We start from the raw sequence: 17288 nt of genomic DNA, 5'->3' as shown, positions 1-17288 counted from the left end.
AAGCCTGTTATGACCCAAGCGCCCCCAGACGCCGACGCCCGCCGCGCCATCAAGCCGGTGATCTGCTATCCGAATGACACGCTGCCTGCGCCGGATCTGGCGCTTTACGCGCGGGCGCGGGCAACGGCGACAAAAGTGGACGAGGTTCTGGTGCCGCCCCGCGATGCCCGAACCTTTGTCGCGAAGGCCGGGCAGTTCTTCCGCATCTCCTCGGTCGAAGGGCCACAGGTGGGCGACCTGAACCTGCACAACCTGCATGACCTGTCCGAGCGGTTTTATTCGGGCAAATCCCGCGCCTTGCATGGCACGCATCTGACCACCGGCGAACGCATGTGGTCATCTTTCCCGCATCTGCGGCCCATGGCCACGATCACCGAAGACACGCTTGGCTGGTACGGGATTGATGCGTTCGGCGGATCGGTCCACGATGTGGTCGGCACACGCTGCGATCCCTATACCAATAATCTGCTGTCCGGCGGGCAATACCACCATTGCTGCCATTCGAACCTGACGCGCGCTTTGGCCGATTACATGGGCGTGCCCCGGACCGAGGCCGAACCGCTGGTGCATGACGTGCTGAACGTCTTCATGTGCACCGGCTTCACCCGCGACACAGGGCAGTATTTCATGAAAGCCAGTCCCGTCCGCCCCGGCGACTACATCGAGTTCTTTGCCGAGATCGATCTTCTGGGCAATCTCAGTGCCTGTCCCGGTGGCGATTGTTCGTCCGAGCATTCGTCGGATACCGCCGCCTGCCACCCATTGCTGGTGGAGGTATTTGCGCCGAAAGAGGGCAGTCTTTCAGGATGGCAGTCACCCAAGCCAAACGCATACGATCGCTCTCACGGTTGAGAAGGACCAAGGCTTTTCGAAAAGCCTTGGTCAAAGATTTTCGAAAATCTTTGCCCGCTCAGGTGAATGCCGCCTGCAAAGCGATTTCCACCATATCGCCAAAGCTTTTCTCACGGTCTTCGGAAGGTAACGCCTCTCCGGTATCCAGATGGTCAGATACCGTCAAAACAGCCAAAGCGCGCCGCCCATAGCGGGCAGCAAGCGTATATAACTCCGCCGCTTCCATTTCGACGCCCAGAATACCGTGCCGCACCATTTCCTTATTCAGATCAGGCCGCTCGTCATAAAACACATCCGACGAATAGATCCCGCCGACATGAGGCGAAATCGATTTCGCCTCGCAAGCTGCAACCGCATTGCGCAACAATTCCCAATCGGCGACGGGCGCATAATTCAATTCGCGGAAAATACCCGAAGACGGCGTGCTGAGCGTGCTCGACGTCATCGCCAGAATGATGTCGCGTAGCTTTACCTGCGGCTGCATCCCTCCGCAGGACCCGATCCGGATCAGCGTCTGTGCGTCGTAATCGCGGATCAGCTCATTGACGTAAATCGACAGCGACGGCATCCCCATGCCTGAGCCTTGGATCGTGACGGTATGGCCGTTCCATGTACCGGTAAACCCCAGCATGCCGCGGGTTTCATTGACCAGTTGCGCGTCATCCAGGAAGGTCTCAGCCGCCCAGCGTGCGCGATAGGGATCGCCCGGCATCAAAACCGTTGGGGCGATTTGCCCTTTCTCCGCGCCGATATGAATGGTCATGCGACCCTCCCCTTTTGTGTGTCCCGAACCTTATCCGAAATCCGGGGAGGGGGCGCAATCAGATCTCCATCGAGGACGGATCGGTGCCTGCGTCAATCGCCGCTTTGAACCATTGCGGCTGACGGCCTTTGCCGGTCCAGGTCTGCTTGGCATCACTCGGATTGCGGTATTTCGCAACGCCGCTTTTCTTGGCCGCTTTGCGCTTGGTGTATTTCCGTTTGGGTTTTTCTGCAGTAGACGCTCCACCCGCGATCTCACCCAGTGAAAACCCGAATTCCGCCGCCGCTTTTTCAGCGGCTTTCTTTGCCGCACGCAAATCGCGTGCCTCGGCCTTTTCCAGCGCCTTTTCGACATCGGCTTTCAGCTTTTCCAGCTCTTTGCGTGTCATGCCGATCAGATCAATGGCCATTCTTCTGTCTCCCGTTCAAGTGCTTAAAAGCACAACGGGAAATACATGAGCAGGCCGGGGAAAACAGCCCCCCGGTCTGATCTATTTTGTGTCAAATGAAATTGAGCCGGATTTACTCCGCTGCAATTGGTTTGGGATCGGCCAGCGAAACAATATCCATCATGATGGTATTCAGCTCGAAATCCTTGGGCGTATAAACCTTGGCCACACCCATATTCAAAAGCCGTTGCGCATCATCATCCGGAATAATCCCGCCGACAATCAGGGGCACATCGCCCAGACCTGCGGCTTTCATTTTCTGCACCAATTCCTCAACTAAAGGCATGTGGCTGCCCGACAGAATGGACAGACCAACCACATGGGCCTGATCTTCAATCGCGGCAGCCACGATTTCATCAGGTGTCAGGCGAATGCCTTCATAGGAAATATCCATCCCGCAATCGCGCGCGCGGAAAGCAATCTGTTCCGCGCCATTCGAATGCCCGTCCAGCCCCGGCTTGCCCACCAGGAATTTCAGGCGGCGGCCCAGTTTGTCGCTGACCGCATTCACCGCGTCGCGGATATCGTCAAGCCCCTCGGTCTTGTTCGACACCGAGGCCGAAACGCCCGTCGGCCCGCGATAGGTGCCGTGAACCTTGCGCATTTCCTCGGCCCATTCGCCGGTAGTGACACCTGCGCGCGCGGCGGCGATGGAGGCGGGCATGATGTTTTCGCCCTTCTGCGAGGCTTCACGCAAGGCCGCCAAAGCCGCAGCAACGGCGTCATTATCCCGTTCAGCGCGCCATTCGTTCAGGCGCGCGATCTGTTCCTGTTCCACCGCCGGGTCGACAACCATGATCCCGCCATCTTCGGTCTGCAGGGGCGATGGTTCGGTCGTGGTGTATTTGTTCACGCCGACAACAATGGTTTCCCCGGCCTCGATGCGATTCAAGCGATCCGCATTTGAATCTACCAAACGCGATTTCATATATTCGATCGATTGTACCGCGCCGCCCATGCCATCCAGATTAGCCAATTCCGCGCGTGCGCCTTCTTTCAATTCTTCAACCTTGGCATCCACCGCCGGGTTGCCATCGAACAAATCGCCGTATTCCAGCAAATCCGTTTCATAGGCCAGGATCTGCTGCATCCGCATCGACCATTGCTGATCCCACGGGCGCGGCAGGCCCAAAGCTTCATTCCACGCCGGCAATTGGACTGCACGGGCACGCGCCTTTTTCGACAGAGTCACCGCCAGCATTTCGATCAGAATACGATACACGTTATTCTCGGGCTGTTGCTCCGTCAGACCAAGGGAGTTCACCTGCACCCCATAGCGAAACCGCCGCATTTTCGGATCGGTGACGCCATAGCGTGTTTCGCAAATCTCATCCCACAGATCGACAAAAGCGCGCATCTTGCACATCTCGGTGACAAAGCGGATGCCTGCATTTACGAAAAACGAAATCCGGCCCACCAGCGTCGGGAAATCTTCGGCAGGCACGCGCGGGCGCAATTCATCCAGAACCGCCTGAGCGGTCGCCAATGCAAAGGCCAATTCTTGTTCCGGCGTCGCGCCTGCCTCTTGCAGGTGATAGGAACACACATTCATCGGGTTCCATTTCGGGATGTTGGTATAGCAATACTCCGCCACATCCGCGATCATCTTCAGGCTGGGTTTCGGTGGGCAGATATAGGTGCCGCGCGACAGGTACTCCTTGATCAGGTCGTTCTGCACCGTGCCCTGCAGCTTTGAGACATCCGCGCCCTGCTCCTCGGCCACGGCGATATACAGCGACAACAACCAAGGCGCCGTCGCGTTGATCGTCATCGAGGTGTTCATCTGCTCAAGCGGGATCTGGTCAAACAGCGTCCGCATATCGCCCAGGTGACAGACAGGCACGCCCACTTTGCCCACTTCACCGCGGCTTAGGACATGGTCGCTGTCATAGCCCGTCTGCGTGGGCAGATCGAAGGCGACCGAAAGACCGGTCTGACCCTTGGCCAGGTTCCCGCGATAGAGCGCATTTGACGCCTTCGCGGTCGAATGTCCCGCATAGGTCCGGATAAGCCAGGGGCGATCTTTCTGCGTCTGCGACATGGGCGTCCTCGTGAATCAGCTTGGGCAATTTTATTGCGTCAGGAGCGTGATACTTGAAAGATTATGGCAAAGTCAATTCGCCGCGATGCGGCAATTTCGGGCAGTGACGCGCGGTCTTTACCCCGCCAAACATTGCTGTAAGGGTTTCATCATGACGACGACCGTGGAATTGCCGCTTTGGCTGTTTGTGCTGATCCTGCTTTTCGCAGTGGTCACCTTTGCCTCGCATTTCCTGTTCCCGTCCGTCCGCTGGTTTTTCCGTCGCCGTCTGGAAAAGGCCGTTGCCCGGCTGAACCAGCGGTTGGAACGGCCCATCCAGCCGTTCAAGCTGGCCCGGCGCTATGACATGATCCAGCGCCTGATCTATGATCCGCAGGTCAGCCAGGCCATCGCACAACATGCCGCCGAACAAGGCATTCCCGAAAACGTGGCTTTTGAGCAGGCGCGCAGATACGCGCGCGAAATCGTGCCGTCCTTTTCCGCCTCTGCCTATTTCGGCTTTGCCATCCGGGCCGCGCGGCTTTTGTCGAATGCGTTTTACCGCGTGCGGCTGGGCCATCAGGATGAAGAAGCACTGAAGAACATCGACCCCGACGCGACGGTGGTGTTCGTCATGAACCATCGCAGCAATATGGATTATGTGCTGGTCACCTATCTGGCGGCAGAACGGTCGGCGCTGTCCTATGCGGTCGGTGAATGGGCGCGGGTCTGGCCGCTGTCGGGGCTGATCCGGGCGATGGGGGCCTATTTCATCCGCCGCAAATCGCGCAACGATCTCTATCGTACCGTGCTTGCCCGCTATGTTTATCTGGCCACCGATGCCGGGGTGACTCAGGCGATGTTTCCCGAAGGCGGGCTCAGCCTGACAGGCAAGCTGATGCCGCCCAAATTGGGGCTTTTAAAGTATATCGCCGATGGTATCGGCCCTGATACCCGCGACGTGGTCTTCGTTCCGGTCGCTCTGAATTACGACCGCGTGCTGGAGGACAACATCCTCATGGCCGCCGTGCATCATCCCCAACGGCGCTTTGATGCGTCGATCGGGATGATTGCGGCAAAGGCGGTGAAACAGATCTGGCTGCGGCTTACCGGGCGCTATCACAAGTTCGGCTATGCGGCTGTCAGCTTTGGTGCGCCTCTGTCGCTGAAGGAATTCGCCAAATCCCGCTCGGGCGATCTGACAGTGCCTTTGGGGCGCGAATTGATGAAGCGCATCGGCGATGTGGTGCCAGTGCTTCCGGTGCCGATGGTGGCGTGGATCTTTCAGGACGGGCTGCCGCGTACCCGGGCTCAGGTGGAACTTGAGATGACCCGCCTGATCGAGTCGATTCCCGATGCTCATATCCACCTGCCTCGCAACAATCGCGACTATGCGGCCGAGGTCGGCCTGCGCCATCTGTGCGAGCGCTCAATCCTGGTCCAGACCGGCGACACATATGCTCTGAACCCCGATCGGGATGAGGCCTGCAGATATTATGCCAATTCCATCCGGCATTTGCTGCAAAGCAATAATCCTAAAGATTCTGCACCCGCGAAAGAAATTTCTGCGCCCGCTGGGTCATAAAATTACAAAAACGTATCATTCAAGGTTGCAATATTGCGCAACGCCCCCTATCCCGGTGCAAGAGAGCCGCGATTCTGCATTGCGGCGCAACTAGGACATCAAGGAGGCACATATGGCCCTGGATCAGGAAGGTCACATCGCGGATTACGATGCGCCAGAAAAGGATCTCTACGACATCGGAGAGATGCCGCCGCTGGGCTTTGTGCCCAAGAAAATGCACGCCTGGGCAATCCGCCGGGAACGCCACGGCGAACCCGATACGGCAATGCAGCTCGAAGTCGTGGACGTGCCCGAAATCGGCGATACCGAGGTTCTGGTCCTCGTGATGGCCGCGGGCGTGAACTATAACGGTGTCTGGGCCGCTCTGGGTCAGCCGATCAGCCCCTTTGACGGCCACAAGCAGCCCTATCACATTGCAGGCTCCGATGCGGCAGGCATCGTCTGGGCCGTTGGCTCCAAAGTCACCCGCTGGAAAGTGGGCGACGAGGTCGTGATCCACTGCAACCAGGACGACGGCGATGACGAGGAATGCAACGGCGGTGATCCGATGTATTCGCCCAGCCAGCGCATCTGGGGCTATGAAACGCCGGATGGATCTTTCGGGCAATTCACCCGTGTGCAGTCGCAGCAGCTGATGCCGCGCCCCAGGCACCTGACCTGGGAAGAAAGCGCCTGCTATACGCTGACGCTGGCCACCGCGTACCGCATGCTGTTCGGCCATGCGCCGCATGATCTGAAACCGGGCCAGAACGTTCTGGTCTGGGGCGCGTCGGGCGGTCTGGGCTCCTATGCAATCCAGCTGATCAACACGGCTGGCGCGAATGCGATTGGCGTGATCTCGGACGAAAGCAAGCGTGACTTCGTCATGGGCCTGGGCGCCAAAGGCGTTCTGAACCGCAAGGATTTCAACTGCTGGGGGCAACTGCCCACGGTGAACACACCCGAATATGCCGAATGGTTCAAGGAAGCCCGCAAATTCGGCAAGGCGATCTGGGACATCACCGGCAAGGGCAACAACGTGGACATGGTGTTCGAACACCCGGGCGAAAGCACCTTCCCGGTCTCGACCTTTATCTGCAAGAAGGGCGGTATGGTCGTGATCTGCGCCGGCACCACCGGCTTCAACTGCACCTTCGACGTGCGGTATATGTGGATGCACCAGAAGCGCCTGCAGGGCAGCCACTTTGCCCATCTGAAACAGGCCAGCGCCGCCAACCAGCTGATGGTCGAACGCCGCCTGGATCCTTGCATGTCCGAGGTGTTCACCTGGGCCGATCTGCCCCAGGCGCATATGAAAATGCTGCGCAACGAACACAAGCCCGGCAACATGTCGGTGCTGGTGCAATCGCCCAAGGTGGGCCTGCGCACCCTGGAAGAAGTGCTCGACGCGTAAATCGGGGTCCAAGATTACCTCGCAAGCGCCTGCGGTTCCGCCATTCGGGACCGCGGGCGTTTTGCTTTCTGAAGCGACCTCAGGCAGATCAAGGGTTTGAAAATCGCAACCCCGCTATTTCTGGGGAGGGGAAAGAAGCGAGTTTCTGTGGATAACTCGTTCATGCTAAAGTTGTGTTAACGATTTGTTAACCACTTACGGGAGAACCTTGCATGGTACATGAGTGGGTGCTCGACGTTCTGGCAGATCTACAATCCTTCGCGGATGCCAATGACCTGACCGCCTTGGCGGCACATCTGGAAGAAGCGGGGCTGATCGCAGGCGCAGAACTCGTCGCCCAAGCCGAGAGGGTTGCGCAGCAAAACTATGGGGACGCACTCGCCATTGGACAGCATCCTCACAGCCTTGGATGCGTCAACCGGACTTGAAGGCCTGCAAGACACCACGGTCGCCCTGCGCGACCATTACGGCATTGACCACGTTGTTTACCACTGGGTCGACAGTGCCGGCGATCAATATGGTTGCGGCACCTATTCCGACGCCTGGCGCGACCGGTATCTTGAACAGAATTATCTGCGCATAGATCCGGTTATTCAGGGCTGTTACCAGCATTTTCACCCCGTGGACTGGAAACGGCTGGACTGGTCCAGCAAAGCTGCGCGCGCCTTCTTCAACGAGGCGCTGGAATACGGCGTGGGCAATCAGGGCTATTCGGTGCCGATCCGGGGCCCCAACGGGCAATTCGCGCTTTACACCAGCAATCACAATTGCAGCGATGACGATTGGGCGCGCTTCATCGACGATCACGGCCGCGACCTGATCCTGATCGGCCATTACCTGAACCGCAAGGCGCTTGAGCTGGAACCGGGCCGTCAGCCCGAACCGGCCCAGCCGCTTTCCCCGCGCGAGGTCGACGCGATGACCATGCTGGCGCTGGGGTACAGCCGGGCTCAGGTCGCCAATTCGCTGTCGATTTCGGAACATACGCTGCGGGTCTATATCGAAAGCGCCCGGTTCAAGCTGGGGGCGCTGAACACGACCCATGCGGTGGCCCGCGCCCTGAGCCGTGGATTGATCGTGGTCTGACCCGGCATTTTCCGACGCGGAAAATGCCCGAGAAACTGACGCAGTTTCTCAGCCCTGTTGTCTAAGCATTGATCCCTGCCACGAGCGCCGGGAATTTGCGTCAAATTCCCACCCATTTTCCGCGTCGGAAAATGCCCGCTTTAACGCTTCATTAAACATGGCGTGCGCCCTCGCCAGCTTTCCTTAACTCGGGCACGCCCAAGCTGGCCCGGTCAAAACAGGGGGCAGACATGCTACGCTATCTCTACGGCCACGACCTTCACCTTCATCCGAAACTCTCCACTTCCATGTTCCGCGACCGGGCCGATCAGTTTTCCGCACGGCTGGGATGGGACGTGCATGTGAACGCCAATGGCGAAGAACGCGACGACTACGACGCGCTTGACCCGCTCTATGTCATCTGGCAGCGCCCTGACGGCGCCCATGGCGGGTCCATGCGGTTCTTGCCCACCACCGGACCGGTCATGGTGAACGAGGTGTTTGGCCACCTCACCGGCGGCGCACCTATCCAAAGCCCGCTGATCTGGGAATGCACCCGGTTTTGCCTTTCGCGCGATGCGGGCCCACGCGTCGCCGCCGCCCTCATGCTGGGGGGCGGAGAGATCATGCGCGGCTTCGGCATCCGCCATTTCGCCGGTGTGTTCGACCGCAGGATGGAGCGGATTTATCGCGCCATTGGCTCCTGGCCCGAGATCCTGGGCAGCGAAGGCGAGGGGCGCGACCGCATCAGCGTCGGCCTCTGGTCCTTCGACGCCGACGCGCAATCCCGCGTCGCCACCCGCGCCGGGATCTCGCCAGACCTCTCCCGCCTCTGGTTCCGCCGCGCCTTTGGCGACAGCCCGGCGGTTTTGCACGCCAGATCCGCCTGAGCCCTCTGGCACATGGCCCGGCGCGGCTCTATGGTCGCGCCCATGTCCGACACCCAGCTCACGTTTTCTGACGATCAGGCGCAGGCCTATGACAGCGTGGCTGAAATGCTGGCCCATGCGGGCATCAATCTGGATGATGCGCTCCTGATGCCCCCGCGCGAGGCGGGCGCGGGCGTCATGGCAGTGATCGGCAAGGCCGGGTCGGGCAAGACGCTTCTGCTGGCCGAGCTTTACAAGGCGCTGGAACAGGCGGGCGTCGATGTTATCTCGGGCGATTACGAGGGGCGCAAACGCAAGGATCGCCGGACATTGGCCATCCTTGCGCCCACCAACAAGGCGGCCTCGGTCCTGCGCCTGCGCGGAGTGCCCGCCACCACGATCCACCGCATCCTGTACACGCCGGTCTATGACCCGGAATATGAACGCATCGCCGAATGGCTGGCAGGTCAGGGCGAGCGCCCCGAGATCGAAGGGCTGACAGAGGTCGCCTTGGATCGCGCCCAGGCGTTTTACGAGGTCAACAAATCCATTCCCGGCGCTTTGGCGGCAGCTGGCCTGCGGGGGTCGGATTTCATCACCGGCTGGAAACGGCGCGAGGAACCGCTGGATATCGGCTTTGTCGACGAAGCCTCCATGCTGGATGAAAAGCAGTTCGAAGACCTGCAGGAGATTTTCCCGACCCTCCTGCTGTTCGGCGACCCGGCCCAGCTTGCGCCCGTCAACCAATCGGGTGCGATGGTGTTTGACGGGCTGAAAGACAACCGCAAGCTCACGCTCAACCGTATTCACCGCCAGGCGCAGGACAACCCGATTCTTGATCTGGCCCATGCGCTGGCCGATCCCCAGCTGGACTTTCACCAGTTCGAACGGCTGGTCGAAGACACCGCCGCGAAAGACGACCGCGTCATCTGGGGCCAACGGGTCGAGGTTGATCTGATGGCCCGCTCCCCCGTTCTGGTCTGGCGCAACGCCACGCGCATCCGCCTGATCAACGCCTTCCGGCAGGTCCACGGCGCGCCCGAAACCGAATTGCTCGAGGGCGAACCGCTCATCTGCGACGGGATTGAACTGCCGCTGAAGCACCGCAAGAAACGTCTGGATCTTGAGGCACGCGGCCTGATCAAGGGCGCGCAGGTGATCTATCTGGGGCCAGGCCGCAAGCCGGGTTTTTCCCGGTTGCATGTGATGGGGGCGGAAGACCCGCAGGTTTCGGCCGCTTCGATCGTGAAGATCGAAAAACCGGACGAGGAAGAACCCTTCATCCCCTTCGCCGCGCGTATGGGGGCGACCTTCCTGCACGGGGCTGCAGTGACGATCCACAAGGCGCAAGGGTCACAATGGGATACGGTGCAGGTCTTTGCGCCGGATATCTATGCCGCCGCGCGCATGGGCCGGACAGAGGCCGGACAACCCCTGTGGAAGCGCCTGGCCTATGTAGCTATCACCCGCGCGCAGGACAGGCTGATCTGGGTGGTGCGCAACCGTCTGTCAAAACCCACCCATGGCCTGCGCGTGGATGATCTGCGTGCCGCCCCTGCGGCTCCGCTGGTTCTTGAGGAGGAACCCCAATGACGTCATCCATCCTGATCACCGGCGCAAGCTCCGGCATTGGCCTCGCCACGGCCGAGCTGTTCTTGCAGGAAGGCTGGACCGTGGGCGTCTTGGCCCGCCGGACAGGCCCTTTGGAACAGCTGGCCGGAACCTATGACAACGCCATCCCTTTGGCGGCCGATGTGACAGATGCCGCCGCGCTTGACGCTGCCGTGGACCTCTTCGCCCGGAAGGCGGGGCGTCTGAACGTTCTGTTCAACAACGCAGGTATCTTTCCGCCCTCAGGTCTGATCGACGAAATCCCGGTCGAAGACTGGCTGCAGGCGGTCAATGTCAATCTGACCGGCATGTTCCTGGCCGCCCGCGCCGCCTTTCGTGTGATGCGCCACCAAAACCCGCAGGGCGGGCGGATCATCAACAACGGCTCCATTTCGGCGCATGCGCCGCGTCCGGGCTCGGTCTGTTATACCGCGACCAAACATGCGGTGACGGGGCTGACCAAAACACTGTCCCTGGATGGGCGGCCCTTTGATATTGCCTGTGGCCAGATCGACATCGGCAACGCGCTCACCCCGATGGTGCAGGATCTGAACGCGCGCGCCGTAGCCCACGGGCTGGAGCCGCAGCCGTCGATGGATGTCGCACATGCCGCGCAATCGGTGTTGCATATGGCGCAACTGCCACTGTCGGCGAATGTGCAGTTCATGACGGTGGTCGCGACGAAAATGCCGTATATCGGCCGGGGCTGAGCGCCCGGGATACTTCTCAGAAAAATCGCGGCCCGATCAGCCGTTCCTCAGCATCCGGAAGGCCGCCGATGCGCCCCATCCCGCTGCGATGGCGATGGCCAGTGACATCAGCCCGTAAACCAATGGCTGCTGTCGCGACAGGGTGAACAGCCATCGCTCCAGCCCCACTTTGCGCACGTCGATCGTGGTGTCGAAATCGGCCACCACATTGCCTTCGCGCAGCAGGAAGATGCGCGTGCGGTAATCGCCTTCGGTCAGATTTGCGGGCAGCCGGACAGACGTGCGGAACAGCGTCTGTTCATCCACGGCCACCGTATTGTCCAGTTCCTGATACAGCCCGTTGGCTTTGCGAATACGGATCAGCGCCTCGGTGAAGCTCTCGGAATCCTGAATGGTCATCGGCGCGCCCACCGACCGGATCGCGCGGGGGATGCTGACCTTGTATCGCAGGTCCTCGATATCCTTCAGCACATCGCCCAATGCGCCGGACGAGGCGACCGCATAGAAACTGGGGGCCGCGTCCACTTCGACCGCGTCGGTATTCACCCAGATGCCGAACCGGTTCGCCTTGCGCCGCACCATCACGGGCTCGGACGGGCCTTCCACGGTGACGATGACCTCCAGCTCCGACCCTTCGGGGATCGGCTCCTCGCGCTTGACCGCGCCAAAGATCAGGATGTCCGAGCCTTCAAACCGCGTCGTGATCGAGATTTTATCGCGCGAGAGGCCCAGAACCACTTCTTCCGCCCATACAGCCGCGGGCATCAGGACCAGGCATATCGCCGCCAGCAGCCGCATCAGTGGCCCCCGCCTGCGCTGCCCAGCGAATACAGCTCGGCCGGCATGATCAGCAGATCCAGCGCCAGCTTGCCGCAGACCGCCAGCACCATGATCGCCAGCAGAATGCGCAACTGCTCGGCCTTCATCTTCACCCCGATCTGGGTGCCGATCTGTGCGCCGATCACACCGCCGATCAGCAACAGCACCGCCAGAACGATATCCACTGTATAGTTCGTGGTCGCGTGCAGAAGCGTGGTGAAACCGGTCACGAAGATGATCTGGAACAGCGACGTGCCGACGACAACCTTCGTGGGCATGCCTAGCAGATAGATCATCGCGGGCACCATGATGAACCCGCCGCCCACGCCCATGATCGCGGCCAGAATGCCCACGGCGATCCCCACCAGAACCGGCGGAATGACCGAGATATAGAGGCCCGATGTCCGAAACCGCATCTTGAAGGGCAGGGCATGAATCCAGCCGCGCTGCTTGCGGCGCGGGGCCGGTGCCCCGGCCGTTTTGCGCGACCGCCGGATCGCGTTCAGGCTTTCGACAAACATCAGGCTGCCGATCACGCCCAGAAAGACGACGTAACACAGCCGCACCAGCAGATCGACCTGCCCCAGCGCCTTGAGATAGTTGAAGACCAGCACACCCAGCGCCGCGCCGATCAGGCCGCCGATCAGAAGCACCGTGCCCATCTTCAGATCGACCGTCTTGCGCCGCAGATGCGCCAGCACGCCCGAGAAGGACGAAGCGACGATCTGGTTCGCCTCGGTCGCCACGGCCACTGCGGGGGGAATGCCGATAAAAAACAAAAGCGGCGTCATCAGAAACCCGCCGCCGACGCCGAACATACCCGACAGGACACCCACCAGACCGCCCAGGCCCAGAAGCAGAAAGGCGTTCACAGACACCTCTGCAATGGGCAAATAGATCAGCATCCGGCGGGTCCTTTATTCTCTCATATCGTCCTTACGAAAGATGACGGCACGAGCATAGGTCCAGAGTTGCGACAAATCCGACCGATTGGCAAGGTGCGGCGCGTTTGTTCCGGGGATCGTCACCGCTCTTTCACATAAGGCTCACCACCGGCGCGCGGCGGAATGGCCTTGCCGACAAAGCCTGCAAGGATCACCACGGTCAGCACGTAGGGCAGCGCGTCCATCGCCTGCACAGGCACCACGAAGGCACCAAGGTCGATATTCTGGTAGCGCAGCGCGATCGCCTGCAGGAAGCCGAACAGCAGGCAGGCATAAAGCGCGTGCCACGGTCTCCATTTGGCAAAGATCAGAGCCGCTAGTGCGATAAAGCCGCGACCGGCAGTCATGTCCTTGACGAACCCCGCCTGCAGCGCCGTGGCCAGATAGGCCCCCGCAATCCCGCACAGCACCCCGCAGATTGCGACAGCGGCATAGCGCAGGCCCACAACCGACACGCCCGCCGTATCCACCGCTGCGGGGTTTTCGCCCACCGCGCGCAGTCGCAGACCGAAGCGTGTGCGATAAAGAAGCCACCATGTGCCCGGCACTGCAAGCAGCGCCAGATAGACAAGGATCGAATGGCCCGAAATCAGCTCGGCATAGATCGGGCCGATGAAGGGAACAGGCTCAAGCGTCTCGGCAAAGGGCAGGGTGATCGGATTGAACCGCCCCTGATCGAACAGCGATGGCGTCCGGCCGCCCTGCTTGAACCAGTCCTGCGCGATCAGCACGGTCATACCGGCGGCCAGGAAATTGATCGCCACCCCGGAAATCAGTTGATTGCCCCGGAAGGTGATCGAGGCCAGTCCGTGCAAGCCGCTCAGCACCATCGAGGACGCGATGCCCGCCAGCAGCCCCAGCCAGACAGATCCCGTCACCGCAGCGACGGCGGCCGAAAAGAACGCTGCCATCAGCATCTTGCCCTCAAGCCCGATGTCGAAAATGCCCGCGCGTTCGGAATAAAGCCCAGCCAGACAGGCCAGCAGCAAGGGCGTGGCCAACCGGATGGTGGAATCGAGGATCTGGATGATCGTCAGGAAATCCATCAGCTTTTCCCCCGGTTCATCCGCAAGAACAGCTTCTCAAGCGGCATGCGCACCATGTTGTCCAATGCTCCGGTAAAGAGGATCACCAGCGCTTGAATGACCACGATCAGCTCACGCGGGATCGACGTCCACAGCGCCAGTTCCGCCCCGCCCTGATAGAGGAACCCAAAGAGGATCGCGGCCAGAAACACGCCAAACGGATGGCTGCGCCCCATCAGCGCCACGGCAATGCCGATGAACCCGGCGCCTTCCGTGGCGTTCATCACCAGCCTTTCGGCCTCGCCCATGACATTGTTGATGGCCATCAGGCCGGCCAGCGCGCCGGAAATCAGCATGGCGATCATCGTGATCTTCACCGGCGAAATGCCGGCATACAATGCGCCTGTCTCGGAATGACCATAGGCGCGGATCTCGTATCCCAGACGCGTGCGCCAGATCAGCAGCCAGACAATGACGCAGGCGGCAACCGCCACCAGAAGGCTGATATTGGCCGGCGCCGCGCGTGAGAAATTGATGCCAATGGGCGCCAGCATCTCATGCAGCGTGGGCAGATGAACCGTTTCGGGAAAGCGCGCGGTGGCCGGGTCCATCGACCCTTCGGGCCTGAGCAGATTGACCAGCACATAGTTCAGCACCGCCGCGGCGATGAAGTTGAACATGATGGTGGTGATCACGATGTGGCTGCCGCGTTTGGCCTGCAGATAGGCCGGGATCGCCGCCCAAAGTGCGCCAAAGGCCATGGAGGCCAGGATCGCCGCGATCAGCGCCAGCGACCAATGCGGCCAAGGGATCAGCAGGCAGACAAGGGCCACGCCCAGCCCGCCCAGCATCGCCTGACCTTCGCCGCCGATATTGAACATCCGCGCGTGGAAGGCCACCGCCACCGCCAACCCGGTGAACATGAAATTGGTGGCGTAGTAGAGCGTATAGCCCCAGCCATAGGTCGACCCCAATGCGCCTTGAACCATCAGCTTGACGGCGGCCACGGGGTCTTCGCCAATGGCGAGGATCACCAGCGCCGACAGGATCGCCGCCAGGATCAGCGAGATCAGCGGGATCAGGATCACATCGGCCCAATGTGGCATCTTTTCCATCAGTCAGATCTCCGCGCGACCAAGCCGCTTGGAAGCGGCTTGACACGCAATTTCGAAATTGCGTTGCAAGGATTTTCGAAAATCCTTGCGCCCCAGCCAACCCTGCGCGCCATCACGCCGCCTCCCCGCTCACGCCAGCCATCAGCAGGCCCAGTTCCTTTTCGTTGGTCTGATCCGGCATGCGTTCGCCCATGATCCGGCCGTCAAACATCACCGCAATCCGGTCAGCCAGGCCGAAGATCTCTTCCAACTCCACCGACACCAACAGGATCGCCTTGCCCTGATCGCGCAGGGCCACGATCTGCTGGTGAATGAACTCGATCGCGCCGATATCCACGCCGCGCGTGGGCTGCCCCACCAGCAGCAGATCGGGATTCCGCTCAATCTCGCGCGCGACAACGATCTTCTGCTGGTTTCCGCCCGAGAAATTCTTGGCCTTCAGCCACGGATCGGGCGGGCGCACGTCAAAGGTTTTCATCTTGGCTTCGGTGTCCGCGCGCAGGGCGGCATTATCCATGAACAGCGCATTGCGCTGGTATTTCGGATCGTGGTGATAGCCGAAGGCCACGTTTTCCCAGGCGTGATAGTCCATGATCAGCCCTTCGCGCTGCCGGTCCTCGGGCACATGCGCAATGCCCCGTGCCCGGCGCGATTGGCCGTCCGAATACCGGCCCGACAGGTCCAGCGCCTGCCCGTTCAGCTGGACCGACCCGGTGCCGTCGCGCATCCCGCCCAGAACCTCCAGAAGCTCCGACTGCCCGTTACCCGCAACCCCTGCAATCCCCAGGATCTCGCCCGCGCGCACTGTCAGGTCGATGCCCTTCACGCGTTCCACCCCGGCCTCGTCCACGACGCGGAGGTTTTCGACCTCCAGCACAGGTGCCCCGGGTTTCGCGGGCGCCTTGTCGACACGCAACAGCACCTTCCGGCCCACCATCAGCTCGGCCAGCTGCTCCGGCCCGGTCTCGGAGGTTTTTACATGGCCCACCATCTCTCCGCGCCGCATGACGCTGACATTGTCGGTGATCTCCATGATCTCGCGCAGCTTGTGGGTGATCAGGATCGTGGTCTTCCCCTCATCCCGCAGCCGCCCCAGAATGCGAAAGAGCTGATCGGCCTCGGCCGGGGTCAGCACGCCCGTGGGTTCGTCCAAAATCAGGATATCGGCGCGCCGATAAAGCGCCTTGAGGATCTCGACCCGCTGCTGCTTGCCCACGCCCAGATCCTCGATCACCGCATCGGGGTCCACCTGCAGTCCGTATTCTTTTTCCAGCGCAATCAGTTCCTTACGCGCTTTCGACAGCGACGGGGCGAGCAGCCCGCCATCTTCCGCCCCCAGAATGATGTTCTCCAAAACGGTGAAGTTTTCCACCAGCTTGAAGTGCTGGAACACCATCCCGATCCCCGCCGCAATCGCGGCCTGACTGTCAGGAATGTCGGTCTTTTTCCCGCCGATAAAGATCTCTCCGGCGTCAGCCTTGTAAAATCCGTAGAGGATGCTCATCAGCGTGGATTTGCCCGCCCCGTTTTCACCGATGATCCCATGGATCGTCCCGCGCGGGACGCTGATCGAGATATCCTTGTTGGCCTGAACCGGCCCAAAGGCTTTCGAGATGCCTTTGAGTTCAATCGCTGGTGCTGCACTGGCCATACCCGCCGACCCCATCTGAAAATTGGTGTGAGTTTTGCAGAGCTTAGCCGGTTTGCCCAGACCTGACGAGGCGGAAATGTTGGGGGGTTGTGTTGGGGACAGAGCTGTGCCCGAGGTTTGATCTGCACGGTGGTGAATGCCGCCTCTGTCACCTTACGAAACGGTAAGCCGTGAACTGCCAGACCGCGGGGTGGCGATCCGGCATCCGTTCAGTGCGGTTTATGGCACCCAAGCAAACTCCTGGTTTAGATAGGTGCGCTTACGTCTGCCAAATCGCCAGCCCGTTGGGGCGGTCTGGCCCTTTCGGTGTTTTGCCTAGGCAAAACACCTGTCGGCAATGGATGCACGGCGGATTCGCCTTGATTCCGTGCAGGTCGGCAGTTCCTCTGGTCCGAACAGGGGTCAAAGCGATCCAAAA

General features: G+C 60.6%; 15 protein-coding genes and 1 pseudogene. 8 read left to right on the top strand and 8 right to left on the bottom strand.

All coding sequences use genetic code 11. From position 1 onward, the window contains the following. Positions 1 to 9 precede the first annotated feature (9 nt). On the top strand, positions 10 to 852 hold the full coding sequence (locus tag TR61_RS06620; protein WP_050929127.1) for an urea carboxylase-associated family protein: 843 nt from the start codon (positions 10 to 12) through the stop codon (positions 850 to 852). Positions 853 to 910: 58 nt separating this feature from the next. Here the strand turns inward: TR61_RS06620 and deoD are convergent, their stop codons facing one another. From deoD to TR61_RS06605, 3 genes and pseudogenes are all read right to left on the bottom strand, one after another. Next, positions 911 to 1615 carry a purine-nucleoside phosphorylase gene (deoD, locus tag TR61_RS06615; protein ID WP_050929126.1) on the bottom strand — a complete coding sequence of 235 codons (705 nt, stop codon included), beginning with the start codon at positions 1613 to 1615 and terminating at the stop codon, positions 911 to 913. A gap of 58 nt (positions 1616 to 1673) precedes the next feature. Then, the gene (locus TR61_RS06610; protein WP_050929125.1) at positions 1674 to 2024 is read right to left on the bottom strand and encodes an H-NS histone family protein; all 351 of its coding nucleotides are present in this window, start codon (positions 2022 to 2024) and stop codon (positions 1674 to 1676) included. 112 nt (positions 2025 to 2136) lie between these two features. Next, a pseudogene (locus TR61_RS06605) lies at positions 2137 to 4107 on the bottom strand (methylmalonyl-CoA mutase family protein); the annotation flags it as partial. A gap of 148 nt (positions 4108 to 4255) precedes the next feature. Here TR61_RS06605 and TR61_RS06600 point away from each other — a divergent pair. The 7 genes from TR61_RS06600 (at position 4256) to TR61_RS06575 (ending at position 11316) form a co-directional block, all read left to right on the top strand. Then, complete coding sequence (locus TR61_RS06600; protein ID WP_050929163.1) at positions 4256 to 5668, top strand: 1-acyl-sn-glycerol-3-phosphate acyltransferase; 1413 nt, start codon at positions 4256 to 4258, stop codon at positions 5666 to 5668. 112 nt (positions 5669 to 5780) lie between these two features. Beyond that, complete coding sequence (gene ccrA / locus TR61_RS06595) at positions 5781 to 7061, top strand: crotonyl-CoA carboxylase/reductase (RefSeq protein ID WP_050929123.1); 1281 nt, start codon at positions 5781 to 5783, stop codon at positions 7059 to 7061. Positions 7062 to 7273: 212 nt separating this feature from the next. Continuing rightward, the gene (locus TR61_RS19860) at positions 7274 to 7489 is read left to right on the top strand and encodes a hypothetical protein (RefSeq protein WP_157440838.1); all 216 of its coding nucleotides are present in this window, start codon (positions 7274 to 7276) and stop codon (positions 7487 to 7489) included. Then, complete coding sequence (locus TR61_RS06590) at positions 7428 to 8147, top strand: helix-turn-helix transcriptional regulator (protein WP_050929122.1); 720 nt, start codon at positions 7428 to 7430, stop codon at positions 8145 to 8147. Before TR61_RS19860 ends, TR61_RS06590 begins: the two co-directional genes overlap by 62 nt. A gap of 230 nt (positions 8148 to 8377) precedes the next feature. After that, positions 8378 to 9016 (top strand): acyl-homoserine-lactone synthase, encoded by a 639-nt coding sequence (locus TR61_RS06585; RefSeq protein WP_050929121.1) that lies wholly within the window; start codon positions 8378 to 8380, stop codon positions 9014 to 9016. Between the two features lie 42 nt (positions 9017 to 9058). Next, on the top strand, positions 9059 to 10588 hold the full coding sequence (locus tag TR61_RS06580; protein ID WP_050929162.1) for an ATP-dependent DNA helicase: 1530 nt from the start codon (positions 9059 to 9061) through the stop codon (positions 10586 to 10588). Beyond that, a complete protein-coding gene (locus tag TR61_RS06575; RefSeq protein ID WP_050929120.1) occupies positions 10585 to 11316 on the top strand; it encodes an SDR family oxidoreductase in 732 nt (243 codons plus the stop codon). Before TR61_RS06580 ends, TR61_RS06575 begins: the two co-directional genes overlap by 4 nt. Positions 11317 to 11352: 36 nt before the next feature. On the opposite strand, the gene TR61_RS06570 is transcribed toward TR61_RS06575, so the two are convergent. The 5 genes from TR61_RS06570 to TR61_RS06550 form a co-directional block, all read right to left on the bottom strand. Then, a complete protein-coding gene (locus tag TR61_RS06570; RefSeq protein ID WP_245626832.1) occupies positions 11353 to 12081 on the bottom strand; it encodes a TIGR02186 family protein in 729 nt (242 codons plus the stop codon). 32 nt (positions 12082 to 12113) lie between these two features. Then, positions 12114 to 13040: a sulfite exporter TauE/SafE family protein gene (locus tag TR61_RS06565; protein ID WP_050929118.1), complete on the bottom strand. Its 927-nt coding sequence runs from the start codon at positions 13038 to 13040 to the stop codon at positions 12114 to 12116. Between the two features lie 119 nt (positions 13041 to 13159). Then, positions 13160 to 14125 (bottom strand): ABC transporter permease, encoded by a 966-nt coding sequence (locus TR61_RS06560; RefSeq protein ID WP_050929117.1) that lies wholly within the window; start codon positions 14123 to 14125, stop codon positions 13160 to 13162. Continuing rightward, on the bottom strand, positions 14125 to 15219 hold the full coding sequence (locus TR61_RS06555) for an ABC transporter permease (protein ID WP_050929116.1): 1095 nt from the start codon (positions 15217 to 15219) through the stop codon (positions 14125 to 14127). Before TR61_RS06555 ends, TR61_RS06560 begins: the two co-directional genes overlap by 1 nt. A gap of 112 nt (positions 15220 to 15331) precedes the next feature. Next, the gene (locus TR61_RS06550; RefSeq protein WP_050929161.1) at positions 15332 to 16870 is read right to left on the bottom strand and encodes an ABC transporter ATP-binding protein; all 1539 of its coding nucleotides are present in this window, start codon (positions 16868 to 16870) and stop codon (positions 15332 to 15334) included. Between the last annotated feature and the right edge of the window lie 418 nt (positions 16871 to 17288).

This window comes from Aestuariivita boseongensis (genome assembly GCF_001262635.1).
GTDB classification, from domain to species: Bacteria; Pseudomonadota; Alphaproteobacteria; order Rhodobacterales; family Rhodobacteraceae; genus Aestuariivita; species Aestuariivita boseongensis.
Note: the sequence above shows the minus strand (reverse complement) of the source record. Positions and strands in the feature narration are given on the sequence as shown.